22 protein-coding genes are annotated in these 26,083 nt (G+C 70.2%); 9 read left to right on the forward strand and 13 right to left on the reverse strand.

The features are described 5' to 3' along the window. Positions 1–92: 92 nt before the first annotated feature. The 5 genes from ftsH to dacB all read right to left on the reverse strand — a co-directional run bounded on the left by ftsH (position 93) and on the right by dacB (position 7,383). Positions 93–2,117 (reverse strand): ATP-dependent zinc metalloprotease FtsH, encoded by a 2,025-nt coding sequence (gene ftsH / locus ABZ845_RS20925; protein ID WP_360981787.1) that lies wholly within the window; start codon positions 2,115–2,117, stop codon positions 93–95. Between the two features lie 223 nt (positions 2,118–2,340). Further along, positions 2,341–2,901, reverse strand: a complete 561-nt coding sequence (gene hpt / locus ABZ845_RS20930; protein ID WP_311694809.1) for a hypoxanthine phosphoribosyltransferase — start codon at positions 2,899–2,901, stop codon at positions 2,341–2,343. 233 nt (positions 2,902–3,134) lie between these two features. After that, positions 3,135–4,202 (reverse strand): tRNA lysidine(34) synthetase TilS, encoded by a 1,068-nt coding sequence (gene tilS / locus ABZ845_RS20935; RefSeq protein ID WP_360981790.1) that lies wholly within the window; start codon positions 4,200–4,202, stop codon positions 3,135–3,137. A gap of 263 nt (positions 4,203–4,465) precedes the next feature. After that, a complete protein-coding gene (locus tag ABZ845_RS20940; protein WP_360981792.1) occupies positions 4,466–5,590 on the reverse strand; it encodes a zinc-dependent metalloprotease in 1,125 nt (374 codons plus the stop codon). A gap of 128 nt (positions 5,591–5,718) precedes the next feature. Continuing rightward, positions 5,719–7,383 (reverse strand): D-alanyl-D-alanine carboxypeptidase/D-alanyl-D-alanine-endopeptidase, encoded by a 1,665-nt coding sequence (dacB, locus tag ABZ845_RS20945; RefSeq protein ID WP_360981794.1) that lies wholly within the window; start codon positions 7,381–7,383, stop codon positions 5,719–5,721. 79 nt (positions 7,384–7,462) lie between these two features. Between dacB and ABZ845_RS20950 the strand changes: the two genes are divergently transcribed. Next, positions 7,463–7,954: an inorganic diphosphatase gene (locus tag ABZ845_RS20950; RefSeq protein WP_360981796.1), complete on the forward strand. Its 492-nt coding sequence runs from the start codon at positions 7,463–7,465 to the stop codon at positions 7,952–7,954. Positions 7,955–8,088: 134 nt separating this feature from the next. Then, on the forward strand, positions 8,089–9,849 hold the full coding sequence (locus tag ABZ845_RS20955; RefSeq protein WP_360981798.1) for a threonine/serine exporter family protein: 1,761 nt from the start codon (positions 8,089–8,091) through the stop codon (positions 9,847–9,849). Between the two features lie 69 nt (positions 9,850–9,918). Here ABZ845_RS20955 and ABZ845_RS20960 read toward each other — a convergent pair whose 3' ends face one another. Both ABZ845_RS20960 and ABZ845_RS20965 read right to left on the reverse strand, forming a co-directional pair. Further along, the gene (locus ABZ845_RS20960) at positions 9,919–10,995 is read right to left on the reverse strand and encodes a VTT domain-containing protein (RefSeq protein WP_360981800.1); all 1,077 of its coding nucleotides are present in this window, start codon (positions 10,993–10,995) and stop codon (positions 9,919–9,921) included. Between the two features lie 223 nt (positions 10,996–11,218). Further along, positions 11,219–11,980 carry a MerR family transcriptional regulator gene (locus ABZ845_RS20965; RefSeq protein ID WP_360981802.1) on the reverse strand — a complete coding sequence of 254 codons (762 nt, stop codon included), beginning with the start codon at positions 11,978–11,980 and terminating at the stop codon, positions 11,219–11,221. 145 nt (positions 11,981–12,125) lie between these two features. Here ABZ845_RS20965 and ABZ845_RS20970 point away from each other — a divergent pair, with 145 nt between their 5' ends. Together ABZ845_RS20970 and ABZ845_RS20975 are read left to right on the forward strand one after the other, a co-directional pair. After that, positions 12,126–13,412, forward strand: coding sequence for an ion channel protein (locus tag ABZ845_RS20970; protein ID WP_360981804.1), 1,287 nt, complete (start codon positions 12,126–12,128; stop codon positions 13,410–13,412). A 99-nt stretch (positions 13,413–13,511) separates the two neighbouring features. After that, entirely contained in the window at positions 13,512–14,924 is a 1,413-nt protein-coding gene (locus tag ABZ845_RS20975) for a glutamate decarboxylase (RefSeq protein WP_360981806.1), read from the forward strand. Between the two features lie 128 nt (positions 14,925–15,052). On the opposite strand, the gene ABZ845_RS20980 is transcribed toward ABZ845_RS20975, so the two are convergent. The 3 genes from ABZ845_RS20980 to ABZ845_RS20990 form a co-directional block, all read right to left on the reverse strand. Further along, a complete protein-coding gene (locus tag ABZ845_RS20980) occupies positions 15,053–15,601 on the reverse strand; it encodes a DinB family protein (RefSeq protein WP_360981808.1) in 549 nt (182 codons plus the stop codon). A gap of 201 nt (positions 15,602–15,802) precedes the next feature. Then, positions 15,803–17,263 carry an aldehyde dehydrogenase family protein gene (locus ABZ845_RS20985; RefSeq protein WP_360981810.1) on the reverse strand — a complete coding sequence of 487 codons (1,461 nt, stop codon included), beginning with the start codon at positions 17,261–17,263 and terminating at the stop codon, positions 15,803–15,805. Positions 17,264–17,399: 136 nt separating this feature from the next. After that, positions 17,400–18,236 carry a helix-turn-helix transcriptional regulator gene (locus tag ABZ845_RS20990; RefSeq protein WP_360981918.1) on the reverse strand — a complete coding sequence of 279 codons (837 nt, stop codon included), beginning with the start codon at positions 18,234–18,236 and terminating at the stop codon, positions 17,400–17,402. A 419-nt stretch (positions 18,237–18,655) separates the two neighbouring features. Between ABZ845_RS20990 and ABZ845_RS20995 the strand changes: the two genes are divergently transcribed. After that, positions 18,656–19,147: an ATP-binding protein gene (locus ABZ845_RS20995; RefSeq protein ID WP_360981812.1), complete on the forward strand. Its 492-nt coding sequence runs from the start codon at positions 18,656–18,658 to the stop codon at positions 19,145–19,147. A gap of 75 nt (positions 19,148–19,222) precedes the next feature. Here the strand turns inward: ABZ845_RS20995 and ABZ845_RS21000 are convergent, their stop codons facing one another. Next, positions 19,223–19,480: a DUF397 domain-containing protein gene (locus tag ABZ845_RS21000; RefSeq protein WP_360981814.1), complete on the reverse strand. Its 258-nt coding sequence runs from the start codon at positions 19,478–19,480 to the stop codon at positions 19,223–19,225. A 428-nt stretch (positions 19,481–19,908) separates the two neighbouring features. Between ABZ845_RS21000 and ABZ845_RS21005 the strand changes: the two genes are divergently transcribed. After that, entirely contained in the window at positions 19,909–20,427 is a 519-nt protein-coding gene (locus ABZ845_RS21005) for a hypothetical protein (protein ID WP_360981816.1), read from the forward strand. A gap of 132 nt (positions 20,428–20,559) precedes the next feature. Continuing rightward, the gene (locus ABZ845_RS21010) at positions 20,560–21,090 is read left to right on the forward strand and encodes a DUF4232 domain-containing protein (RefSeq protein WP_360981818.1); all 531 of its coding nucleotides are present in this window, start codon (positions 20,560–20,562) and stop codon (positions 21,088–21,090) included. 67 nt (positions 21,091–21,157) lie between these two features. Here the strand turns inward: ABZ845_RS21010 and ABZ845_RS21015 are convergent, their stop codons facing one another. Further along, positions 21,158–22,291 carry a DUF2786 domain-containing protein gene (locus ABZ845_RS21015; protein WP_360981820.1) on the reverse strand — a complete coding sequence of 378 codons (1,134 nt, stop codon included), beginning with the start codon at positions 22,289–22,291 and terminating at the stop codon, positions 21,158–21,160. A 92-nt stretch (positions 22,292–22,383) separates the two neighbouring features. Between ABZ845_RS21015 and ABZ845_RS21020 the strand changes: the two genes are divergently transcribed. Both ABZ845_RS21020 and ABZ845_RS21025 read left to right on the forward strand, forming a co-directional pair. Next, a complete protein-coding gene (locus ABZ845_RS21020; RefSeq protein ID WP_360981822.1) occupies positions 22,384–23,145 on the forward strand; it encodes a Clp protease N-terminal domain-containing protein in 762 nt (253 codons plus the stop codon). Positions 23,146–23,200: 55 nt separating this feature from the next. Continuing rightward, on the forward strand, positions 23,201–24,898 hold the full coding sequence (locus tag ABZ845_RS21025) for a bifunctional 3'-5' exonuclease/DNA polymerase (protein ID WP_360981824.1): 1,698 nt from the start codon (positions 23,201–23,203) through the stop codon (positions 24,896–24,898). Positions 24,899–24,941: 43 nt separating this feature from the next. Here ABZ845_RS21025 and ABZ845_RS21030 read toward each other — a convergent pair whose 3' ends face one another. After that, positions 24,942–25,853, reverse strand: coding sequence for a glycosyltransferase (locus ABZ845_RS21030; RefSeq protein ID WP_360981826.1), 912 nt, complete (start codon positions 25,851–25,853; stop codon positions 24,942–24,944). Positions 25,854–26,083: the final 230 nt, after the last annotated feature.

The following is a 26,083-nucleotide window of genomic DNA, read 5'->3' on the forward strand; positions in this document are numbered from 1 at the left end:
CGGTCCCATGCAAAGGCCGCGCCCCCCAGGCTAGAACCCTGGGGGGCGCGGCTGAAATTCCGGGCCCGCGAAGGCCCTGGGAGGAGCGTTGGTCAGCTCTCCCGGTGGTCCTCCGGAGCCTTCTCCGTGGGGAGGGACTCGGTGGCGTTGGCGATGGCCGGCGTCGCGCCGTTCGCCCCGTTCGTCAGTGCGAGCTCCTTCGGGGAGAGCACCGGCGGGCGGGTGGACGGCGTGCGGCGCGAGGAACCCGTCCAGGCGGGCCGCGGCGGGCGCTTGACGATGGGGGCGAAGATCTCGGCGATCTCCTCCTTGCCCAGGGTCTCCTTCTCCAGGAGGGCAAGAACCAGGTTGTCGAGGACGTCGCGGTTCTCGACCAGGATCTCCCAGGCTTCGTTGTGCGCGTTCTCGATGAGCTTCTTGACCTCTTCGTCGACGAGCGCCGCGACCTCTTCCGAGTAGTCACGCTGGTGAGCCATCTCACGTCCGAGGAACGGCTCGGTGTTGTCGCCGCCGAACTTGATCGCTCCCAGGCGCTCGGTCATGCCGTACTGCGTGACCATCGCGCGGGCCGTCGACGTGGCCTTCTCGATGTCGTTCGCGGCACCCGTGGTGGGGTCGTGGAAGACGAGCTCCTCGGCCGCACGGCCGCCCAGCATGTAGGCCAGCTGGTCCAGCATCTCGTTGCGGGTCGTGGAGTACTTGTCCTCGTCCGGGAGCACCATCGTGTAACCGAGGGCCCGGCCACGGGACAGGATCGTGATCTTGTGGACCGGGTCGGAGTTCGGCGAGGCCGCCGCGACCAGGGCGTGGCCGCCCTCGTGGTACGCGGTGATCTTCTTCTCCTTGTCCGACATGATCCGGGTCCGCTTCTGCGGGCCCGCGACCACACGGTCGATCGCCTCGTCGAGCATGAGGTTGTCGATGAGCTTGCGGTCGCTGCGGGCCGTGAGCAGCGCCGCCTCGTTCAGCACGTTCGACAGGTCGGCGCCGGTGAAGCCGGGGGTGCGGCGGGCGACGGCCGAGAGGTCGACGTCCGGGGCGACCGGCTTGCCCTTCTGGTGGACCTTGAGGATCTCCAGACGGCCCTGCATGTCCGGGCGGTCGACCGCGATCTGGCGGTCGAAGCGGCCGGGGCGCAGAAGGGCCGGGTCGAGGATGTCCGGGCGGTTCGTGGCGGCGATGAGGATCACGCCGCCCTTCACGTCGAAGCCGTCCATCTCGACCAGGAGCTGGTTCAGCGTCTGCTCGCGCTCGTCGTGACCGCCGCCGAGGCCGGCGCCGCGGTGACGGCCGACCGCGTCGATCTCGTCGACGAAGACGATCGCCGGGGCGTTCGCCTTGGCCTGCTCGAACAGGTCGCGGACCCGGGAGGCACCGACACCGACGAACATCTCGACGAAGTCGGAACCGGAGATCGAGTAGAAGGGCACACCGGCCTCGCCGGCCACCGCACGTGCGAGGAGGGTCTTACCCGTACCGGGAGGCCCGTACAGGAGCACGCCCTTGGGGATCTTGGCGCCGACGGCCTGGAACTTGGCCGGTTCCTGGAGGAACTCCTTGATCTCCTGGAGCTCCTCGACCGCCTCGTCCGCGCCCGCGACATCCGAGAACGTCGTCTTCGGGGTGTCCTTGGTGATGAGCTTGGCCTTGGACTTCCCGAAGTTCATGACCCGGGAGCCGCCGCCCTGCATCTGATTCATCAGGAACAGGAACACGACCACGATCAGGACGAAGGGCAGCAGCGAGAGCAGGATCGAGACAAAGGGGTTCTGCTTGGACGGCGAGACCGTGTAGCCGTCCGGGATCTGCTTGCTCTGGAACTTGTCCTGCAGGGTCTGGGCGATGGTCACGCCCTGGTGGCCGATGTAGCTCGCCTGGATCTTGGAGCTGCCATCGACCTTCACGCCGTTCTTGAGCGAGACCTTGATGATCTGCTCGTCGCCGGTGGTCAGTTTGGCCGACTGCGCCTTGTTCTCATTGATCGCCGCCACGACCTGGCCGGTGTCCACCGTCTTGTAGCCGCCGGAAGAGCCGACGACCTGCATCAACACGACCACGGCAAGGACGGCCAGCACGATCCACATGACCGGCCCACGGAAGTATCGCTTCACGTCCATCCATACGGAGCGGTGTCGCCCCGTCCCTCCTGCCATAGTGAGTTTGATAAAGACAGTTCTTCTGACGGTACCCCAGGATTGTCACCCGAAGCCGCAGGGGACTCCCGGCATACCGTCCACGCATGCTCCAACGGCGAGAGGCCCCGAAGGGTTCCCGCTCGTTTCAAACGGACCGTGCCCGGCAGGTACGGCCGCCGCCCGGGGCGACCGTACCCCCGTGGATTCAGCCGCCGTAGACGTGAGGCGCGAGCGTACCGACGAACGGAAGGTTGCGGTACTTCTCGGCATAGTCGAGGCCGTAGCCCACGACGAACTCGTTCGGGATGTCGAAGCCGACCCACTCGACGTCGATGGCGACCTTGGCGGCGTCGGGCTTGCGCAGCAGCGTGCACACCTTCAGGGAGGCGGGCTCGCGGGAGCCGAGGTTGGAGATCAGCCACGACAGGGTCAGGCCGGAGTCGATGATGTCCTCGACGATCAGGACGTGCCGGCCCTTGATGTCGGTGTCGAGGTCCTTGAGGATCCGCACGACGCCGGAGGACTGGGTGCCCGCGCCGTAGGAGGACACGGCCATCCAGTCCATGGTGAGGGGGGTGGACAGCGCCCGGGCGAGGTCGGCCATGACCATGACCGCGCCCTTGAGCACGCCGACGATCAGCAGGTCCTTGCCCGCGTACTCAGCGTCGATCTTCGCGGCCAGCTCGGCCAGCTTCGCGTCGATCTCTTCTTTGGTGATGAGCACCTGCTGGAGGTCGGCACCCATGTCTTTCGCGTCCACCCGCATCACTTTCGGTCGTCCCGCACTTGTCGCACACTCACCGCCGGGGTGCCGCCGCCTTCGCAGGCGGTCGGCCGTGCCCGGACGTCCGCACGGCGTCCGCAGCGTTCCGTCTGCGGCCCGTACGGCCTGAGCGTGCTCTCCGTTCCGGCCGCGGCGCACCCCCTCGGGGCCCGTTCGCGTGGCCGACCGGTCATGCCCCGAAGGGGCGGCCGGGCGCCCCCTTCGGGGGCGCGTTTTCAGCCTTGCCGAATCACCAGTCTGCCACCCTGCCGCTGAGCGACCACCCTGCCGGGGAGGTTGATGGCTCCCTGGCCGCGCCAGCCGGTGATCAGACGGTCGACTTCCTCGATGTGGCGGGCGAAGAGGGAGCCGGCCGGAGCGCCGGCCTCGATGGCGGCGCGGCGCAGGATGCGGCGGCGCACGGCGGGGGGCAGCGCGTAGAGCTTGGCGCACTCCAGGAGGCCGGTGGCGTCCCTTACGGCGGACTCCGCCTGGCTGGCCCAGGCGTCGAGGGCGTCGGCGTCGTCACGGGAGAGCTGCGCGGTGCGGGCGAGGGCTTCCACCACACCTTTGCCGAGGGCCTTCTCCAGGGCAGGCAGGCCCTCGTGGCGGAGGCGGGAGCGGGTGTAGGAGGGGTCCGTGTTGTGGGGGTCGTCCCAGACGGGCAGGGACTGGGCCATGCAGGCCTTGCGCGCGGTCTGGCGGTCGATGTGCAGGAAGGGGCGGCGGTAGCGGCCGTCGGCCCCCGAGACCGCGGCCATGCCGGACAGCGAGCGGATGCCGGATCCGCGGGCGAGACCGAGCAGGACGGTTTCAGCTTGGTCGTCGCGGGTGTGCCCCAGGAGGATCGCGGCGGCGCCGTGGCGGGCGGCGGCGGCGTCCAGGGCGGCGTAGCGGGCGTCGCGGGCGGCTGCTTCGGGGCCGCCGTCCCGGCCGACGGTCACGGCGACGGACTCGGCCGGGGACATGCCGAGTTCACGCAGGCGCAGGACGACTTCTTCCGCGCGCAGATCGGAGCCGGGCTGCAGCCCGTGGTCCACGGTGATGCCTCCGGCCCGGATACCGATCCTGGGGGCCTCGAAGGCCAGGGCGGAGGCCAGCGCCATGGAGTCGGCGCCGCCCGAGCACGCCACGAGCACGAGCGGCGCGGGTGGCGCGGGCGGACGCTCGTGCGGGGCCTGACGGCCGGGGTGCTCTCCGCTGTGCTGTTCTGCGGTGTGCTGTGCGGTGTGTTCGATGAGGATGTCGTGGAGGACGCGGCGGACCGCCAGGCGTATCGCCGCGACCGCAGGATGGGGACCCATGTCCGGTTCCCTTCTGAAGTTATCGGGGGGTGAGCCCGAAGTCGGTCACTCAGAGTGTGACGATGGTGACAGAAACGGGCCGTTCCCCGAGCATTGCACGCCTACGCATGGCCCACGGTCCCTCGGACGAGTGATTGGCGAGGCGTTCACCTGCCGACGGCCGGATTCGTTTGACTACGCTCGCGTGGATCTCTCGCTTGGATCTTTCGCATGAATTCCATGCATGGATCCCCAGGTCCACGTGTGGCTCCCACGCATGGATCTCATGAGTCGGCCTTGCGGTGCACCCGCGCGATCCAGTCCGCCGGTTTGGCGATCTCCGTCTTGGTCGGAAGTGTGTTCGGCGACGTCCATACGCGGTTGAAACCGTCCATGCCGACCTGTTCGACGACCGCCCGCACGAACCGCTCGCCGTCGCGGTACTGCCTGAGCTTGGCGTCCAGCCCGAGGAGTCTGCGCAGCGCTAGGTCGAGCCGGGACGCGCCCTTGGCCCGGCGCTGCTGGAACTTCTCACGGATCTCGGCGACAGACGGGACGACGTCCGGTCCGACGCCGTCCATCACGAAGTCGGCGTGGCCCTCCAGCAGGGACATCACCGCCGTCAGGCGTCCGAGGATCTCCCGCTGCGCGGGTGTCTGCACGAGCTCCACGAGGGAACGCCCGTCGTCACCCTCTTCTCCCTCCGGGCGCCCGCCCGCAAGCGACTGGGCGGCCTCCCGGACGCGCTCCAGGACCGTCATGGGGTCGATCTCCGTCTCCCCCAGGAAAGACTGGATCTCGCCCTCCAGGTGATCGCGCAGCCAGGGCACCGCGGTGAACTGGGTGCGGTGGGTCTCCTCGTGCAGGCAGACCCAGAGCCGGAAGTCGTGGGGGCGCACGTCGAGTTCGCGCTCCACGTGCACGATGTTGGGCGCGACCAGCAGGAGTCGGCCGCCGCCGTTCTCTCCGGCGGGCAGATCCCGGGCGGCCGGGGCGAAGGTCTCGTACTGGCCGAGGACCCGGGAGGACAGGAACGACAGGAGCATGCCCAGCTCCACCCCGGTGACCTTGCCGCCGACGGCGCCGAGGACGGCTCCGCCCGGGGTGTTCCCGCGCCGTTCCTGCATCTTGTCGAGGAGCGGTTTGAGGATCTCCCGGAAACCGGCGACGTTCGCCCGGACCCATCCGGGGCGGTCCACGACGAGGACGGGGGTGTCGTGGGCGCCCTCCTGTCCCATACGGGTAAAGCCCCGGACGTGCTCCTCCGAGGCCTTCGCATGCCGGCGCAGCTCCGCGACGACGGCCCGGGCCTCGTCACGACTCACCTCGGGGCCCGGCCGCACAAGCCGGGTCGCGGTCGCCACCGCCAGATTCCAGTCGACCATCTCGGCACCACCGATGCTCGTCATGTGTCAACCGTACGTGCTGATGTGCGGACACGGTGAGGGTTGCGGCACCGTCATGGACCCCGGGCGCGCGGCCCGCGATGCCAGTGGTGCCGGGTGCTCGGCGCCGTGCGGGTCGTCGCGCCGAGCCGTCAACGGCACCCGCACCCCGCGAGTGCCGCCGCCGTGCGGTCGAGGGCCGCTCTCGCCGCCGACTGGTCCATCGAGCCGTCCGTCAGGAACGCGAACGCCAGCAGACGGCCGTCGGCGTCCACCACGGTCCCGGCGAGCGTGTTGACGCCGGTCAGGGTGCCCGTCTTGGCCCGGACCAGCCCGACCCCCGAGTAGTCGGCGGCGTCCGCGTAGCGGTCGCTGAGCGTGCCCGTGAAGCCCGCCACCGGCAGCCCGGTCAGGACGGGCCGGAGTTCGGGGTGCGCCGGGGATCCCGCGGTCGCCAGCAGCCGCGTCAGCAGGTCCGCGGTGAGTCTGTCCTGCCGGTTCAGACCGCTGCCGTCGTGGAACTGCGCCCCGGCGAGCGGGAGTCCGAGCCTCTGCAACTGGGCGTGGATCGCCGCCGCGCCCCCGTCGAAGTCCGGCTGCCCGCCGGTGGCGAGGGCGGTCTGGCGGGCGAGGGTCTCGGCGATGTCGTTGTCGCTGTTGGTCAGCATCCGCTCGACCACGGTGGACAGCGGGGGCGACTGGACCGAGGCCAGGGCCTCGGCACGCGGGGTCGCCCTGGCCGCGGAGACCGTGGTGGCCGTGGTCCGGATGCCGCGCTCCCGCAGCAGACCGCCGAACGTCCGGGCGGCGTCCCCGGCCGGGTCCGTGCTGCGCTGGGCCGGTCCGCTGGTGGAGCCGTCCTGGCGGCCCTCGTCGGCCGTCAGCGCGGTGACCGGCGCGAGGTTGTCGTTCGCCCCGATCGGGTGCAGGGCCGGCCCGGTGAAGAGAGAGGCGTCGTAGGAGAGGGTCACCGAGGCCGTGTGGCGCTTCTTCAGGGCCGCCGCGGTCTCGTCCGCGAGGGTGCGCAGGCTCGCCCAGCCGTCGGCCTTCGCGCGGGCGGTCAGGGTCGGGTCGCCGCCGCCGACGAGCACCAGTGCGCCGCTCCCCGGCTCCAGCACCGTGCGCGTGGTGAAACGGTGGTCCGCGCCGGCCGCGGAGAGCACGGCGACGGCCGTGGCGATCTTAGTCGTGGAGGCGGGCGTCAGCGCGTCGCTCACGTCCTTGCCGTACAGCCGCCGCCCCGTCGCCACGTCCACGACGGCGGCGGAGCGCCGGGAGCCGAGGGAGTCGTCGTCCAGGAACTTGCCCAGGACGGACCCCAGATCGGGTCCGACCGGCGCGGACTTGGTGGTGTTCACGGCACCGCCGCCGAGCACGGCGAGCACGGGGGCCGCGCTCGGCGCGGCGGCGGGCGCCTGGGCCACCGTGCCGGAACCGCGTGCGTGATCTGCGCCACCCCGGCCACCCCACGCTGCGGCTCGCTCCCGCTCGGCCGTACGCTGACCCGCGGAGTCCCAGGGACCGGCGGCGGTCACGGCCCCGGCCGCGAGCGCCAGGCCCGCGGCGGTCGCGACGGCCGCGAGCTGTGGGGTCGTAAGCCCCCCGGAGCGCGGGCGCACGGCGCGCGCGACCCGCGTGACGTGCGGTTTCACCACCGCACCGAACCGCGTCACGCGCGGAGCGGCGCCCTCGGTGTCCTGCCGCGCACCAGGTTTCACGGCCTGGGCCAGATGCGCCAGGCGCGGCCTCACGGCTCGCACAACCCGTGCGAGACGCGGCCCCGCGGCCCGCCAGGCCCTCAGCTCCCGCACGACCACCAGCCCCTTTCGCGATCACACAGCTGCGTGAGGGACACTTAATCACCAGAACTATGTGCTGATCATGGAGGAGCCACCGGTGGAGTTCGACGTCACGATCGAGATCCCGAAGGGTTCGCGGAACAAGTACGAGGTGGACCACGAGACCGGTCGGATCCGCCTGGACCGTCGTCTCTTCACCTCGACCGCCTACCCGACCGACTACGGCTTCGTCGAGAACACCCTCGGCGAGGACGGCGACCCGCTGGACGCGCTGGTCATCCTGGACGAGCCGACTTTCCCGGGCTGCCTCATCAAGTGCCGGGCCATCGGCATGTTCCGTATGACGGACGAGGCCGGCGGCGACGACAAGCTGCTGTGCGTGCCGGCCACCGACCCGCGTGTGGAGCACCTGCGCGACATTCACCACGTGTCGGAGTTCGACCGCCTGGAGATCCAGCACTTCTTCGAGGTCTACAAGGACCTGGAGCCCGGCAAGTCCGTCGAGGGCGCCAACTGGGTGGGCCGCACGGAGGCCGAGGTCGAGATCGAGCGCTCCTACAAGCGCTTCAAGGAGCAGGGCGGTCACTGACCCCTCACGTCCTGCGGGCCGCGTGACCCCGACGGGGTGACGCGGCCCGTTCGCGTACCGGTGCGCATACTGAGGCGTACGGGAGGTATGCGAGAGAAACACACGCAGACGCAGCCAAGGCGAGGCGGGAGCAGGTGGCGGAGCCGGACGCGGAGGACCGCAAGCCGCGGTCGGACGAGGCGCGCAGCACGTTCACGCCCGAGGGGCGGGACGAGAGCGACTCCGCCCTGACATCCGAGCTCACCGTCCCCACGCTCTTGCCCCCGCCGCCCTCGGCAGGCGCGGAAGCCTCCACGACATCAGAGTTCGCCGTGCCCGAGGGGCTGGCCCTGCCGCCTGCGGTGGTCGGCGAGGCGGAGACGCCCTCCGAGTTCGCCCTCCCGAAGGGCCTGGAGGCGCCGCACGCGCTCGTGACGGAGCCGGAGGGCTCGGCGTTCAGCCCGCCGAGCACCTACAGCGCCGGGCAGGCCCCTGCGGCGTTCACTCCGCCCTCCGGGATCCCCGCGGTCCGGCTGACCAAGGAGGCGCCCTGGCAGGACCGGATGCGCACCATGCTGCGCATGCCGGTGGCCGAGCGGCCCGCGCCCGAGCCGGCGCAGAAGACCGGCGAGAGCGGCCCCGCCGTGCCGCGCGTGCTCGACCTGACCCTCCGCATCGGCGAACTGCTCCTCGCGGGCGGTGAGGGCGCCGAGGACGTGGAGGCGGCGATGTTCGCGGTGTGCAGGTCCTACGGGCTGGACCGCTGCGAGCCGACGGTCACCTTCACGCTGCTGTCGGTCTCCTACCAGCCGTCCCTGGTCGACGACCCGGTGACCTCCTCGCGGACCGTGCGACGCCGCGGCACCGACTACACGCGCCTGTCGGCCGTGTTCGGACTCCTGGCCGACCTCAGCGACCCGGAGACGACGGTCTCTCTGGAAGAGGCGTACCGGCGGCTCGCCGAGATCCGCCGCAATCGCCACCCCTACCCCGGCTGGGCGCTGACCGGGGCGAGCGGACTGCTCGCAGGCGCGGCCTCCGTGCTCGTCGGCGGTGATCTGGTCGTGTTCGTCGCGGCGGCGCTCGGCGCGATGCTCGGCGACCGGCTGGCCTGGCTGTGCGCGGGGCGCGGTCTGCCGGAGTTCTACCAGTTCACCGTGGCCGCTATGCCCCCGGCCGCGATCGGCGTCGCGCTGACGGTCGCCCATGTGAACGTGAACGCGTCCGCGGTGGTCACCGGTGGACTGTTCGCGCTGCTGCCCGGTCGGGCCCTGGTGGCGGGCGTGCAGGACGGGCTGACCGGCTTCTACATCACCGCGGCGGCACGCCTGCTGGAGGTCATGTACTTCTTCGTCGGCATCGTCATCGGCGTGCTGGTGATCCTGTACTTCGGAGTGAAGCTGAACGCGCCGCTCAACCCCGACGCGGCCCTGAACATCACCTCGCGGCCGGTCGTGCAGATCATCGCGTCGATGCTGCTGTCCCTGACCTTCGCCGTGCTGCTCCAGCAGGAGCGCTCCACGGTGCTCTGGGTGACCCTCAACGGGGGCGTCGCCTGGAGCGTGTACGGCGCGATGGTGTACCCGGGCCACCTCTCGCCGGTCGCCTCGACGGCCGTCGCGGCGGGGCTGGTGGGCCTGTTCGGGCAGTTGCTGGCGCGCTACCGGTTCGCATCCGCGCTGCCGTACACGACGGCCGCGATCGGGCCACTGCTGCCCGGTTCCGCGACGTACTTCGGACTGCTGTCGATCGCGCAGAACCACGTGGACAAGGGCCTGGTGTCGCTGGCCAAGGCGGCCTCCCTCGCCATGGCCATCGCGATCGGTGTGAACCTGGGGTCCGAGATCTCCCGGCTGTTCGTGCGGGTGAGCTCCGCCGGGGTCCGGCGGGCGGCCAAGCGGACCCGGGGGTTCTGACCCGCGCGTTGTGATCGCCGGGCGACGCTCCGGACTCGCGGGTCCGGCGATGCTCCGGTCGCCCTGGTCCTACGGGGCGCGGTAGCCCTGGTCGTACGGGTACTGCTCGCCCTGCCGGGGGTCCTCGTAGTGGCCCTGACCCTGGCCCTGGTACTGGTCCTGCCCCGAGCCGTACGGCTGCTGCGGGTGGACCTGAGGCCGCTGCTGGGCGTACGGCTGAGCGGCCTGGCCCTGGTACTGGCCGTGGTCCTGGTACTGACCGTGGTCCTGATACTGACCGTGGCCCTGGTACTGGCTGTGGTCCTGATACTGACCGTGGCCCTGGTACTGACCGTGGCCCTGGTACTGATCCGCGCCGTAGGGCTGCTGAGCGCCGTTCGCGTAGGCGTCGCCCTGGTCGCCGTACGACTGGTACGCGCTCTGGTCCTGGGGGGACGGCGCCACGGTGCGCAGCCGGGTCGTCGCGTCGTCCATGACCGGCTGCTGCGGGAAGGAGGGATCCGTCGGGGTCTGCGGCGGGTTGTTCCGGGCCTTGGAGCGCGCCCGCAGCAACTCGATGACGACCGGGATCACCGAGACGAGGATGACCAGGATGAGAATGCCCTCGATGTTGTTCTTGACGAAGGCGATATTGCCCAGCCAGGAACCGAGCAGGGTGACGCCGGCACCCCACAGGACGCCGCCGATCACGTTGAAGACGACGAACGAGCGGTACTTCATGCCGCTGACACCGGCGATGATCGGCGTGAACGTGCGCACGATGGGCACGAAACGGGCCAGGACCAGGGACTTCGGACCGTACTTCTCGAAGAACTCGTGGGCCTTGACGACGTTCTCCTGCTTGAACAGGCGGGAGTCCGGGCGGTTGAACAGCGAGGGGCCGACCTTCTTGCCGAACATGTATCCCGCCTGGTCGCCCAGGATCGCGGCGAGGCAGATCAGGGCTATGGCGCCCCAGAGCGGGAAGTGCATCTGATGGGACGTGATCAGCAGGCCGCAGGTGAACAGCAGCGAGTCGCCCGGCAGGAAGAAGCCGATCAGGAGGCCCGACTCGGCGAACACCACCAGGAGCAGGCCCCAGATGCCGAAGGTGTCCAGGAGGTGGTTCGGATCCAGCCAGCTCGGTCCGAGGGCAAGCGTCGTCACGGTTCCGGGCTCCTGATGGGTGAGGGAAGTGCGGCGTCCTGAGGGCTGCCGGCAGACGATGGCCGGACAAAGCTATCAACGCACGGTGTCTTCGCCAGGTTCCACCAGTGTCCCCGGTATGCACTGTGGGCGAACCAGGGCAAACCTGTGAGTCATGGACCCGCATGAGTAAGGGGCACCCACCATGGGTGGCCGCCCCTTACCGCCGCCCCTTCCGGCACCCTCAGGCCGCGTGCCGTACCGCGTTCGCCAGGATCGCCTCCTGGAGGTGCTCGGCGAGGCCCGGCCGCATGGAGTCGTAGTACGCCTTGAAGCGCTCGTCGGACACGTACATGCCGCCGAGGCACTGGTGGAGTTCGTACGAGCACTCGTAGAACCATCGGCAGATGTGCTGCCGGTGTTCCTCGGCCAGGTCCATGGCCGGCTCGCCCGTCGGCGGCTCACCGGCGGCCACCAGGGCGGTGTAGCGCTCACCCCAGGCATCGGCCTCGACCTGCACCCGCTTCCAGTCGTCCTTGGTGTAGCGGGCGGTCCGGCGCCGCGACTCCGCGTATTCATCGGTGCCGCCCCAGCGCTGCTCCACCTCCTCCGCGTACTGTGCGGGATCGTTGTCCCCGAACACCTCGAACCTCTCCTCGGGCGTGAGGTTGATGCCCATCTTGCGTGCCTCCATGGCGTGCTCCACGGCCGCCGCCATCTTCTGCAGCTTCTCGATCCGGGCGGTCAGCAGGTCGTGCTGGCGGCGCAGATGCGCGCGCGGGTCCGCGTCCGGGTCGTCGAGCAGGACGGCCACCTCTTCGAGCGGAAAGCCGAGCTCCCGGTAGAACAGGATCTGCTGCAGCCTGTCGAGGTCGGCGTCGTTGTAACGCCGGTGGCCCGCGTGGCTGCGCTCGCCCGGGGCGAGCAGGCCGATCTCGTCGTAGTGGTGCAGCGCGCGCACCGTGATCCCGGCGAAGCCGGCGACCTGCCCCACGGAGTAACTCACTTCCGCTCCTTGTCTCGGTACGCACTCCACGGTGGGCCCTCACGCCACGTGAGGTGCAAGCGCGTTTTCCTCCGGGTGCCGAGGGACGCCCCGATGTCCGCGCGCCAGGGGCGTTACGCCGGTTGTGTCCCCTTATGGTGAGCCAGTGGCCCAGGACACCATGCAGCAGGCACCCGCATCCCCGGCGACCCCCGCGCGAGATCTGCTGCCGTTGGTGCTTCCCGCGCTCGTCGTCGGCGCCGGATCCAGTCTGCTCTACCTGGGCGTGAGCGAGCTCGCCACCCTGCTCCAGCACGTGCTGTGGGGGAGTCTGCCCGACGCTCTGGGCATCGGCCCCTACTCGGTGCTGTGGATGCTCGTCGTGCTCACCGTCACGGGGGTCCTGGTCGGTCTGGTCGTCTGGAAGGCCCCGGGCCACGCAGGCCCCGACCCGGCGACCGTGGGGCTGTCCTCGACGAACCCCCTGCCGCCCGGCGTCGTCCCGGGTCTGCTGGTGGCGGGAATGCTGATGCTGGCGGGCGGCCCGAGCCTCGGCCCCGAGAACCCGGTCCTCGTGTCGAACGTGGCGCTCGCGTTCTGGCTGGGCCGCAGGCTGGCGCCCCGGCTCCCGGGGGACGCATGGGCGTCGCTCGCGGAGTCGGCGACCATCGGCGCGCTGTTCGGGACGCCCGTGGCGGCGGCGCTGCTGCTCTCCGAGGCGCTGGCCGGGAAGCCGGTGAGGGGGATGCTGTGGGACAACGTGTTCGGACCGCTGATCGCCGCCGCCATGGGCGCGCTGACCACCTCTCTGCTGGCGCGGCGCACCTTCGACCTGGATCTGCCCGCCTTCGGGCACCCCCACTGGCAGGACCTGCTGTGCGCGATGGCGGTCGCCTCCGCCGGCGCCCTGCTCGCGATGATGGCCGTCTACGCCCTCCCGTACGTCCACGGCGCCTTCGGACGTCTGCGGCACCCGATGGTGGCCCTTCCGGTCGGTGGACTCGTCCTGGGGATCCTGGGGGCGATCGGCGGCCGTCTGACGCTGTTCAAGGGGCTCGACGAGGTGGCGGAGCTGGCGCGGAACCCGGACGGCTGGTCGGCCGGGCAGTTCGCGGACATGGCCGTGGTGAAGCTCGCGGCCCTGGTGGTCGCGGCGTCCTGCGGGTTCCGCGGCGGCCGGATCTTCCCGGCCGTGTTCATCGGCGCCGCGCTCGGGCTGTGCGCGCATGCCGCCGTCCCCGCCGTGCATCCGGCGCTCGGAGTCGCCGCCGGGGTGCTGGGCGTACTCCTCGCGGTGACACGGGCCGGCTGGCTCAGCCTGTTCACGGCGGCGCTGCTCGCTCCCTCGCCCGACGTCCTGGCCCTGCTCTGCATCGCCTCCCTGCCGGCCTGGCTCCTTGTCACGGGCCGTCCCCAGATGCAGCTGCGGGAGGACGGAACCTCGGTGCGGTGAACCAGCAGCCCGCGCACGCGCACCCGATGAAGCAGCAGCGCCCTCGGACGCGATGTAGCCGTGGACGCGCCCACCACCGACGCGAGGAGACGAGACACCATGCCGCTCCACAACGGCCCGGGGAAGCCCGATGAGCGCCCCATGTCGATGAACCCCTTCTTCGGGGAGGCGAATCCGGTCGTCGAGATGACCGAGGCGCCGCCCAAGCACCGGCTGCCCTCGGGACCGCTGCCGCCGTCGGTCGCCTATCAGCTGGTCCACGACGAGCTGATGCTCGACGGCAACTCACGTCTCAATCTCGCCACGTTCGTCACCACGTGGATGGAGGAGCAGGCCGGCCGGCTGATGTCGGAGTGCAGCGACAAGAACATGATCGACAAGGACGAGTACCCGCGCACCGCGGAGCTCGAGCGCCGCTGCGTGGCCATGCTCGCCAACCTGTGGAACGCGCCGGACCCGGAGTCCGCCGTGGGCTGTTCGACGACCGGTTCGAGCGAGGCGTGCATGCTCGCCGGGATGGCGATGAAACGCCGCTGGGCCCAGCGCAACGCGGACCGCTACCCGTCCAGGGACGTCCGTCCGAACCTGGTCATGGGCGTGAACGTGCAGGTCTGCTGGGACAAGTTCTGCAACTTCTGGGAGGTCGAGGCACGCCAGGTACCCATGGAGGGCGAACGGTTCCACCTCGACCCGCAGGCGGCTGCCGAACTCTGCGACGAGAACACCATCGGGGTGGTCGGCATCCTCGGGTCCACCTTCGACGGGTCGTACGAGCCGATCGCCGACCTGTGCGCCGCCCTGGACGCCCTTCAGGAGCGCACGGGTCTGGACATCCCCGTGCACGTGGACGGCGCGTCAGGGGGAATGATCGCGCCGTTCCTCGACGAGGACCTGGTGTGGGACTTCAGGCTGCCCCGGGTCGCTTCGATCAACACGTCAGGGCACAAGTACGGGCTGGTCTACCCCGGTGTGGGCTGGGCGCTGTGGCGCGACAAGGAGGCGCTCCCCGACGAACTCGTCTTCCGGGTCAACTACCTGGGCGGCGACATGCCGACCTTCGCGCTCAACTTCTCCCGGCCCGGGGCCCAGGTCGTCGCGCAGTACTACACGTTCCTGCGGCTCGGCCAGGACGGCTACCGGTCGGTCCAGCAGACCACACGGAACGTGGCGCAGGGGCTCGCCCGGCGAGTGGCGGCGCTGGGCGACTTCCGCCTGCTCACCCGCGGCGACGAGCTGCCGGTCTTCGCCTTCACCACCGCGGAACACGTGAAGAACTTCGACGTCTTCGATGTCTCCCGGCGGCTGCGCGAGTTCGGCTGGCTGGTGCCCGCGTACACGTTCCCGGCCAACCGCGAGGACCTGTGCGTGCTGCGGGTCGTGTGCCGCAACGGCTTCTCGGCGGACCTCGCCGAGATGTTCCTGGAGGACCTCGGCCGTACGCTGCCGCTGCTGCATCGCCAGCCGCGTCCGCTGACCCATGACAAGCAGGCGGCCACGAGCTTCCATCACTGAACACCACTGACCACCGTGGACCGGCGATGATCACCGTGGACCGCCGATGAACTCCACTGATCACAACGACCACCGCGACGGCCGCCCCCGCTCCCGGCGAGGGTGACCGTCGCGGCATCCGTTCCCGGTCATCCCAGGGGCGTGCCCCGCTCCACGGCCACCAGCTCGAAGGCCGTCTTGCCGTCCAGAGACTCCCGGATGATGTCCGCGTGGCCCGCGTGCCGGGCGGTCTCGCGGATCAGATGGAGCATCACCCAGCGCATCGAGACCCGCTCGTCCGGCGGGAACCACGGGTCGTTCGGCAGGGCGAAGGTGTCGTCGAGGCTCGGCACCGAGCGGATGAACGCCTCCGTCTCGTCGGCCACCTTCTGCCAGTAGGCCAGCTGCGACTCGACGGTCTCGTCGCCCATGAGCTGGAAGCACTCGTGCCAGTTCGCCTCGTTCCGCTCGATCGCGGGCGGCTCGCCCTTGGCCCGGGCGAGCCAGTTCTGCTCGACCTCGGCGACATGCTTGAGCAGCCCGGACAGGGACAGCTCACTGGCGCTCGGACGGGAGCCCGCCTGCTCCTCCGTCAGGCCGAGCAGGGCCCGCCGTACGCCGCCGCGCTGCTCCTCCAGGAAGGAGAGCAGCGCTCCGCGCTCGTCGCCCCTGGCCTCGGCTCGCACATGAGTGACCATGACCGTCCGCCTTTCGTCGTCTCAGACAGGTCCGTCCCCTGCCCGACGACAACGACGCTACGGGGCAATGAGGACAGCTGCTGTCCTCATTGCCCCGGCGGAGCGCGGAAAGCAGAGGACCGGAGCGCGGAAAGGCAGAGCGCCCGAACACGGAAAGGACGGGACGGAAGAACGGGGAGAGCGGTGAGGGCGGCAGAGCCGTCAGAACGGGAAGTCGCTGCGGCCGCGCTGGATCGAGATCCACTTCACCGTGGTGAAGGATTCCAGTGTCGTCTCACCGCCCAGCCGGCCGACCCCCGAGAGCTTCTCGCCGCCGAAGGGGACGAGCGGCTCGTCGCAGACAGTCCCGTCGTTCACATGGAACATGCCGCTGTCGATCTGCCGGGCGAAGCCGACACCGCGCTCGATGTCGCCGGTGTGCACGGCGCCGCTGAGGCCGTACGGGGTGTCGTTGACGAGGCGTACGGCCTCCTCCTCCCCGTCGAAAGGGACGAGGAAGGCGACCGGGCCGAAGATCTCCTGCCGGAGCAGGGCCGAGTCGGCGGGCAGGCCCGTCAGGACGGAGGGCCCGACGAGGTTGCCGGTGGTCGTGCCGTGCACCAGCGCCGTCGCGCCGTCGGCGACGGCCTGCTCCACGATGCCCGAAACCACCTCCGCCTGGGAGGAGTTGATCAGCGGGCCGATGACGGTCCCCGGGTCGCGTGGATCGCCGACCGTGAGGGCCTTCACCTTGGCGGTGAACTTCGCGGTGAACTCCGCCTCCAGCGACCGGTCCACCAGGACGCGGTTGGCGGCCATGCAGACCTGCCCCTGGTCCATGTAGCGGCTGAAGACCGCGGCGTCCACGGCGTAGTCGACGTCCGCGTCGTCCAGGACCACGACCGCGCTGTTGCCGCCCAGTTCGAGGATGCAGCGCTTGAAGTGCGCTGCGCAGACGGTGGCGACATGCCGGCCGGTCTTGTCGGTACCGGTGAAGGAGATGACGGCCGGAACGGGGTGTTCGATGAAGGCGTCGCCTATCTCCGCTATGTCCGTGATGACGATGTTCAGCAGACCACCCGGGAGCCCCGCGTCTTCGAAGATCTTGGCGATCAGGGAGCCGCCGACGACCGGAGCGTTCTGGTGCGGCTTGAGGACGACGCCGTTGCCGAGCGCGAGCGCCGGGGCGACGGACTTGACCGCCAGCAGGAACGGGAAGTTGAACGGGCTGATCACACCGACGACGCCGACGGGCAGGCGGTAGAGGCGGTTTTCCTTGCCGTCGACCGGTGACGGCAGGATCTTCCCCTCGGGGCGCAGCGCCAGCTGGACCGACTCGCGCAGGTACTCCTTGGCGAGGTGCAGCTCGAATGCGGCTCTCAGGCGCGTGCCGCCCAGTTCGTCGATGATCGCCTCGGTGATCCCGGCCTCCCGCTCCTCGATCACCTCGAGGGCGTTCTCGAAGACCTCACGCCGGGCGTAGGGATTGACCGCGGCCCACTCCTTCTGGGCCGCCCGGGCCGCCCGGTACGCCTCGTCCACCTCGCCTGCCGTGGCTATCGTGATCGACGCCAGCTTCTCGCCGTTGTACGGGTTGAGGTCGATGATGTCCCAGGAGCCGGTGCCGGTGCGCCACTCACCACCGATGTACTGCTGGGCCAGATCGGTGAACCAGGACGACATGCGACCCCTCAATCCTCTTGCAGCCGAAGCAGGCACCCTTTCGCCCGACGGCGATCACGTCACGGTCTGATCACACGTCATCGTACGGGTGTTGAAGGAGAGTTGGAGAAAACTCGCGGGTATCGCGCAGGGCCTCTCAGGAGAGCTGGAGCAGCCCCCGCAGCAGATCACGGCTCTCGTCGGGCCCGAGGCTGTCCTGCTGCAGCTCCTTCATCGCGGACTCGTACTGGGTGACGTCCTCACGCTTGTCCAGATACAGCGCGCTGGTGAGCTGCTCCATATAGACCACGTCGGACAGGTCGGACTCCGAGAAGCTCAGGATGGTGAAGGCGCCGCTCTCCCCGGAGTGCCCGCCGAAGCTGAACGGCATGACCTGGAGCCGGACGTTGGGGCGCTCCGAGATGTCGATCAGATGCTGCAGCTGACCTCGCATCACTTCCCGGTCGCCGTAGGCACGGCGCAGGGCCGCCTCGTCCAGGACGACCTGGAACTCCGGCGCGTTGTCCGACAGGAGGTACTTCTGCCGCTCCAGCCGCAGACCGACACGCCGGTCGATGTCGGAGGCGCTCGCGCCCCTCATGCCCCGGGCGACGACCGTGCGCGCGTACGCCTCGGTCTGGAGCAGTCCGTGCACGAACTGGACTTCGTACGACTTGATCAGGTGCGCGGCCCCTTCGAGGCCGACATAGGTCGGGAACCAGTTCGGCAGGATGTCCGAGTAGCTGTGCCACCACCCGGCGACATTGGCCTCCTTCGCCAGGGAGAGCAGCGACGTACGTTCGACCTCGTCGGTGACCCCGTACAGCGTCAACAGGTCCTCGACATCACGCGTCTTGAAGCTCACCCGTCCCAACTCCATGCGGCTGATCTTCGACTCGGAGGCACGGATCGAGTAGCCGGCCTGCTCCCTGGTGATGCCCCGCGACTCGCGCAGGCGCCTGAGATGGGATCCCAGCAGAATCCGCCGCACCACCGACCCGCTCGAGTCCCCAGTGCTCACGTTCGTCAGCCTCCCCGACTGTCCTTCAGACAGCGCAGTCTGCCACTAAATCACTTCGAGCAGTACTCGTACGGTTACAGAAACGGAAAGCAGCCAAAGCCAGGCGCAAGGAGGGGCACAGGAAGGTGCAATAAGTGACTGGGAAGGGACAACGGGGCCGCAGAAGGGACAACGAGGGGCCACGAGGGGATCGGAGAGGCAAGCAAGAGGGGAAGAAAGCGGCAGAAGAAATGAGCAGAAAGCGGTACGGGAAGCGCCAATACCGGCGCGTGCACGTGCATCTGCCCTTGCATCTGCCTGACTCATCCGAAACCATGGTCCCCGCGCCACCGCTGCATCGCCACGACCGCGAACACCCGGGAGTGCCTCGCATGGGGACGAATGGATCGACCATGCTCGAGCCCTTACGACAGGGACTTCCGCCGCTCGACCCCGCGGCCGTGTCCGGCGCCGCATCCTGCGCCCTCCCCTCCCACCTCGAAGCGGTGCGCGAGGCGCGGCAGTTCACCCGCAAGACACTCGTCGGCTGGGATGTGAGCGAGCGCTTCGACGACGTCTGCCTCGTGGTCTCCGAACTGGTCACCAACGCGTTGCGGCACGCGCTGCCCTCGTCGTCCGGACGCACCGGCGGCGAGCAGGACGCACCCGTGCGACTGCATCTGATGCGCTGGACCTCACGCCTGGTGTGCGCCGTGCGCGACCCCAGCCATGACGGACCGGTCGCGGGCAACTCCGAGGACTTCTCGGCGGAGTCCGGCCGCGGGCTGTTCCTGGTGGACTCGTTCGCCGACAGCTGGGGCTGGCACCCGCTGACCGGCGCGCTCAGCGGCAAGGTGGTCTGGGCGCTGTTCCGGCTGCCGTCGCCGCGGACGGGCATGGAGTGATCTTCCAGGGCGCTTTCCGGGGCCTCGGATCTACGCGCGTAACGGCCTGCGGTGGGCCTGTCCACCGCAGGCCGGCTAGACGATCAGGTGGTCGAACTCGCCGTCCTTGATGCCGAGCAGCATCGCCTCGATCTCCGCCCGGGTGTAGACCAGGGCGGGTCCGTCGGGGAAGCGGGAGTTCCGCACCGCGACCTCTCCCCCCGGCAGGCGGGCGAACTCCACGCAGGATCCCTGGGAGTTGCTGTGTCTGCTCTTCTGCCAGGCCACTCCGTTCAGCTCTGTCGCAGCCATGCCGTTGTAGACGTCGTCCACGTCGTACACGTCGTGGTCCACAGGTCGCTCCCCGGTGGTGCAGTGGCTGATGTGGCAATTGATGCAGTAGTCAACTGCCCCGGATCATAACTCTGTTCACATGCAGATGCATGAGCAGATGCACGTGCACGGGGGGTGTTCCCGTGATTACAGCCTTTGCTGTCCCTTGACCACTTTCCGGCCGCCGCCCGACCGGTCGAGCCGCTTCGCTTCGCACAGACAGGTCTCGCGCAGGCAGGACTCGCACGACAGGGTTTCGCGCGACCGGACCCGCACAGCCGGACCCCTTCAATAGGAAGAGACGCATACCGTGGTCTTCCTGTTCCAGAGCGCCGGGCACGCATCGCGTGAGCGAGCCGCACGTGAGACATCTCACCGTCGTCCACAAGTCACCTGGTAGCTTGCAGCGACCGTCCCTGTGACCTCATCGGCAACCTTGGGAGACTTCAGTGACAGCGACCCACGTCACGCGCCGACGGGCGCGCATCGCGCTGGCTGCCGCAGGTCTTGCGACCGCGCTCGCACTGACCGGCTGCAGCGGCGGCTCCGGGAGCGACGACTCGGCGGGCGGCACCCCCACTCCGAGCACCTCCGCCTCCCCGGGTTCCCCGGGGGACACCGGCGGCGGTTCCGGAACGTCGGGCGGCAAGGCCGGAAAGCTGGAGGGCAGCTGGCTGGCCACGACCAAGGGCAAGGCCGTGGTGCTGATGATCAACGGCCGGCAGGTCGCTCTCTACGAGACGAACGGCACCCTCTGCAGGGGAACCGCGGGCGACGAGGCGGGCATGCAGATGATCCACCTCTCATGCCCGGACGGCGGCAAGAACCGCAAGACCGGAATGGTCGACTCCGTGAACTCCGCAAGCCTGAAGGTGACGTGGCAGGGCGGCCTGGGCACGGAGACCTACCAGAAGGCCGAGGGCTCCGGCCTGCCCAGCGGGCTGCCGACGACGGGCCTGGGTTCCTGATCCAGCGCGGCCTGGACGGTGAGTCCCGCGGCGTGAGGTTCCCGGCGCACGCGGCACCGCAGGGGGCGCGCGAGACGCCACGGAACACCTGCGTGATGATCCATGCACATCGTCACGACCCAGAGGACCTCCATGCGCTCGCTTCACGTCCCCCTCGCCGTCACCGCCCTCGCCGCGGCCCTCGCCCTGACCGCCTGCGGCGGCAAGAGCGGCAACGGCGGCCACAGCGGTGACGCCGGCGGCAGCAAGGCCGCCGCCGGCTGCCGTATCGCCGTCAAGGTCGGTCCCGGCAACGCCGCCACCAGCGCCGGCGACACCGGGAACGTCCCGGTCACCGTCACGAACCGCGACAGCCGTGCCTGCACCTTCGAGGGCTTCCCCGCCATCGAGCTGAACGACGGCAAGTCCGGCCTGTCCGTCACCGACCAGCAGGGGGCCAACCCGCAGAAGGTGACGCTGCAGAAGGACGAGGCGGCGACCTTCACCATCACCTACGTCCGAGGCGACGGCGGCGCGCTCAGCGCCCCGATGAGGACCGTGAAGATCAGCATCCCGGGTGCCGCGGCGGCAGGCAGCTACCCCTGGTCGTACGGCGATGTGGCGCTGAAGAACCCGAGCACTCCGGACGCTTCGGTGACCCCCGTCCAGACCGCGGGCGACTGACGCCCGCGTTCAGGTCCTCACGTGAACCGGGCCCGACCCGTCCTCACGTGCACCGGGCCACCAGCCCTCAGGTGATCCGGGGCCGCGCGGCGACCTGCGCCCGGTCCGCCGCCGCGGCCCCCTGCTCCCACCCGTCGACGTCACTGACTCCGCGCATCCGGGTGGTGACCGTGTCCGGGAACATGCTCTCCATGCGGTCGGCGACGGCGACGTCCCGGGCCGCGAGCACCGGCAGCAGCTCCCCCGCGCTCCGGTCCTCGCTGGTCTGGGCGACCTGACCTTCGGCTGCGGCCCTGAGGCGGTCGCCGACGCGGTGGGCGTACGCGGCGAGGAACGACTGCTTGAACGTCTTCGTGCGCTTTCTGCCGCCCTTGCGCTGCCCAGCCTCCGCCTTCGTCAGGGCGGTGGTCGCCTGGACCAGCAGCGAGGTGTAGAGGAGTTCGACGGCCTCCAGGTCGGGCTCGAACCCGATGACCGTGGAGAAGCCCAGGGACCCGTGCCACACGGACCGGCACCGGTTCGCGGACGCCACCGCGTCCAGGAGAACGGCCTTGGCCGTCTCGTAGGGCGCGTCGACACCTATGCGGCAGGCACCCGGCGTGTCCTTGGCCTGCGTACGGGCGGCGAGCAGCGCCTCGTCGATGCTGTGCCTGGCCATCAGCTCCTGGGCCTTGGCGCTGAGCGCCTCCGCCTCCTGCGGGTACCCGGTCGCCTCCGCCTTGGCGAGCAGGGCGCGGATGCGGGTGAGCATGCGGGACTCCGGCTCCCGTGACGCACCCGGCCGGCCCGGTGCGTCCAGGGATTCCAGGGTCGGCAGGCGCAGGAGCAGGCGGTACAGCTCCAGGACGGCCGTGGCGTACGAGAAGCGGTCGGGAGCCTGCAGGGGCCGCGCGTCCAGCTCTTCGAGCTGTGCGGCCCAGCGGGCGCTGGGGGCCGGCCGCTGCCCCGCCTCACCGGTGATCAGCGCCGAGACGACGCGCACATGGAGGTCTTCCAGCTCGCGGCGTACGACGCGTACGACATCGGCGGGCTGCCAGCCGCGCTGCCAGGCCGAGGCGACCAGCTGCTCCCCGCGCCGGACGAGCTCGGCGTCGGCCGTGCGGTCGGCGGCCAGCAGCGAGGCTCCGGTGTCGAGGGTCGCGTCGGAGTTGTCGTAGAGGGCCGCCCTGAAGACGCGGTCCACCGTGGTCGTCGTACTCACGCATCCGATCGTGACATGGACGCCGGAGAAGCCGGGACGCCCATTGTCAACCAAGGGTTGACGCCAGCCGGGCGTCAACCTAGGGTTGACATATGACGGAGAAGCCCATCACAGCGAACTTGCGTCTCGACGACCTCGTCGAAGCCATCAAGAAGGTCCACACCGACGCACTCGACCAGCTCCAGGACGCGATGCTCGCCGCGGAGCACCTCGGCGACGTGGCCGACCATCTGATCGGCCATTTCGTCGATCAGGCCCGGCGTTCGGGCGCTTCCTGGACCGACATCGGCAAGAGCATGGGCGTGACGAGGCAGGCGGCCCAGAAGCGCTTCGTCCCCAAGGAGTCCGCCGACCTCGACCCCAGCCAGGGATTCAGCCGCTACACCCCCCGTGCCCGCAACGTGGTCATTGCCGCACACAACGAGGCGAAGGCCGCGGGCAACGCCGAGACCGGTCCCGGGCACCTGGTCCTTGGACTCCTCGCCGAACCGGAGGCGCTCGCGGCCAGGGCGGTCGTCGCCCAGGGCGTCTCCCTGGACGCGGTGCGCGAGGCGGCGACGGCGGCGCTCCCGCCCCGCGCCGAGAACGCCCCGGAACCGGTGCCGTACGCCCCTGCCGCGAAGAAGGCCCTCGAACTCACCTTCCGGGAGGCGCTGCGCCTGGGCCACAACTACGTCGGAACCGAGCACATCCTCCTCGCGCTCCTCGAACTTGAGAACGGTGAGGGCCCGCTGTCCGGGCTGGGCATCGACAAGGCGGCGACCGAGGAAAAGGTCCTTGAGGAACTCGAGAAGATCCGCGAGGCCCTTGAGGACAAGGACAGCGAGGACAAGGACCGCGAAGACAAGGGCTGACCTGGTAAGCCGCAGGTCAGGGCCCGTTGTCAGACCCCCCTGCCACACTCGCATCATGACCGGGCGCTGGGCTCTCGCTCCGGCCGAGGACGGTGGCGTGGACGTCGCCGCCCTCGGCCCGGAGGGGCTGCTCGCGGGGCCCGTGCTCAGGGAGAGGGATCTCGGCGAGGCCGTCCGGGCGCGGCCCGAGGTCACGCGGTGGGTGTGGCGGTCCACCGCCGACGTCCAGCCGCGCCTGCTCGCCACGGGGGTGCGAGTGGAGCGGTGCTACGACGTCGAGGCCGCCGAGACCCTTCTCCTGGGCCATGAGGGCCGCCTCGGCGAGCCCCGGTCAGCCGCCGCCGCGCTGGCCCGGCTGCGCGGTGGCCCCGTACCGCCCGATCCCCCGGCGCGCTCGGCCGAGCCCGGCTCGCAGTCCTACCTCTTCGAGCCGAGCCCCGTCCACCTTCCCCTCCGGGACCTCGTCGAGGTGTACGCGGAGCAGCAGCGCCGGCACGAGGCGGCGGAGCACCCGCCGCGTATGCGTCTGCTCACCGCTGCCGAGTCGGCCGGCATGCTGGTGGCCTCCGAGATGAACCGCGCGGGGCTGCCGTGGAGCGCGGACGTCCACCGCGACCTGCTGCATGAACTGCTCGGCGAGCGGTATCCGGGCGGCGGCGAGCCCCGGCGCCTCGCCGAGCTGGCCGACGAGGTGTCGGCCGCGTTCGGCCGCCGGGTCCGGCCCGACCTGCCCGCCGACGTCGTCAGGGCCTTCGCGCAGGCGGGGATCCGGGTGCGTTCCACCCGCCGCTGGGAGATCGAGTCCCTCGACCACCCCGCCGTGAAGCCGCTGCTGGAGTACAAGAAGCTGTACCGCATCTGGGTCGCCCACGGCTGGTCCTGGCTCCAGGACTGGGTGCACGACGGCCGCTTCCGGCCCGAGTACCTGCCGGGAGGCACGGTCACCGGCCGCTGGGTCACCAACGGCGGAGGCGCCCTGCAGATCCCCAAAGTCATCCGGCACGCGGTGGTCGCCGACCCCGGCTGGCGGCTGGTGGTGGCCGACGCCGCCCAGATGGAACCCCGCGTCCTGGCCGCGATCTCACGCGACCCGGCGTTCATGGAGGTCGCCGGGCGCGAGACCGACCTCTATCAGTCGGTGTCGGACCGGGCCTTCTCGGGCGACCGCGCCCAGGCCAAACTCGCCGTGCTGGGTGCGATCTACGGCCAGACCTCCGGCGACGGCCTGAAGAACCTCGCCGCGCTGCGCCGCCGCTTCCCGCGCGCCGTCGCCTACGTGGACGACGCGGCCCGGGCGGGAGAGGAGGGGCGGCTGGTGAGGACCTGGCTCGGCCGTACGTCCCCGCCCGCCGCCGGGGCGTCCGACGACGCGACCGAGGAGGCGGGCATTCCGCAGGAGGACGGACCCGCGGAGGCATCCGGGGAACCCCAGCACTGGATGCCGGGGTACGCCTCGACCAACTCCCGTGCCCGAGGCCGCTTCGCGCGCAACTTCGTCGTCCAGGGCAGCGCCGCCGACTGGGCCCTGCTGCTGCTCGCCGCGCTGCGCCGTGCCTGCGCGGACCTCGCCGCCGAACTGGTCTTCTTCCAGCACGACGAGGTGATCGTGCACTGCCCCGCCGAAGAGGCCGACACGGTGGTCGCGGCCATCGACGAGGCCTCCGCCCTGGCGATGCGGCTGACGTTCGGCGAGACGCCGGTACGCATTCCGTTCACCACGGCCGTGGTGGAGTGCTACGCCGACGCGAAGTGACGGAGTGCGGGGCAAGTACTGCCTGCGGCGGCACCAGGGGAGGCTAGATGACCGGTGGCCGGCCCAGCCTGGTGAGGCGCCACACCGTGCGCCAGCGCATCGGGCGCCGCTGGCCGCCCGAGGTCCGCAGCCCCTCCATGAACCCGCCGAACCATGCCTTGAGCCCACCGGCCGAGCGCGTCCGCAGAAGGGTGACGGCGATCCATACCCCCAGGTGGACGGGGATCAGCGGGAGAGGCAGACGCCGCCGTACGAGCCATACCCGGTTGCGCGCCGTCACCCGGTAGTAGATGGCGTGCCGCGCGGGTGAGGTCTTGGGGTGCTGGAGCAGCAGCTCGGGCGCGTACAGAACGGTCCAGCCCGCGTCGACGGCCCGCCAGGCGAGATCCGTCTCCTCGTGCGCGAAGAAGAACTCCGCGGGCCAGTCCCCGGTCTGCGCGAGCATCGCCATGGACAGCGCGTGCCCGCCGCCCAGGAACCCGGTCACGGGGCCACCGCGCATCGGGTCGGCGGCCCCGACCCGCGGAACATGCCGGCGCTGGGTCTCACCGTGCTCGTCCGCGATCCGGAACCCGACGATGCCGAGGGCCGGGTCGGCGGCGTACAGATCCCGTACGCGGCGCAGTACATCGGCGTCGACGAGCAGCCCGTCGTCGTCGAGTTCGACCACGACGTCCACGTCCCCGAACTCCCGGAGCCGGGCAAGGGCAACGTTGCGGCCGCCCGGGCAGCCGAGGTTGTCCTCGACCTCGATGCATGTCACCTCGCCGGGCAGGCCCAGGCGCTCGGCGAACTCCGGCAGGGGGCAGCCGTTGCCGACGATGACGATGCGGGAGGGGGCGACGTCCTGCTTGGCGACGGACAGAAGGAGCGCGTCGACCTCGGCGGGCCGGTTGCCCATGGTCACGACGGCGACAGCGACTTGGGGCCCGGGATCCGGCTCCCTCTGTGACACGACACCCACCCCATCCCGCCCTACGACTGTGCTGGCGATGCTAACCGTTCACTAAGAGGACGCCTCATGGCCGCTGGTTCTCTTCTCACCGGATCAATATCAATTTCGCGGACGCACCCGAACGCGCGGCCGCCGCTGTCGCTCCCACTGCGGCTGCTGCCGCCGCACGGCACGGATGCGCGGGGTTGGCGGGTGGGCGGGGCGACTCGCCGCCCCCGGGATTCGGGCCT

This window comes from Streptomyces sp. NPDC047022 (genome assembly GCF_040644155.1).
In the GTDB taxonomy this organism is placed as follows: domain Bacteria; phylum Actinomycetota; class Actinomycetes; order Streptomycetales; family Streptomycetaceae; genus Streptomyces.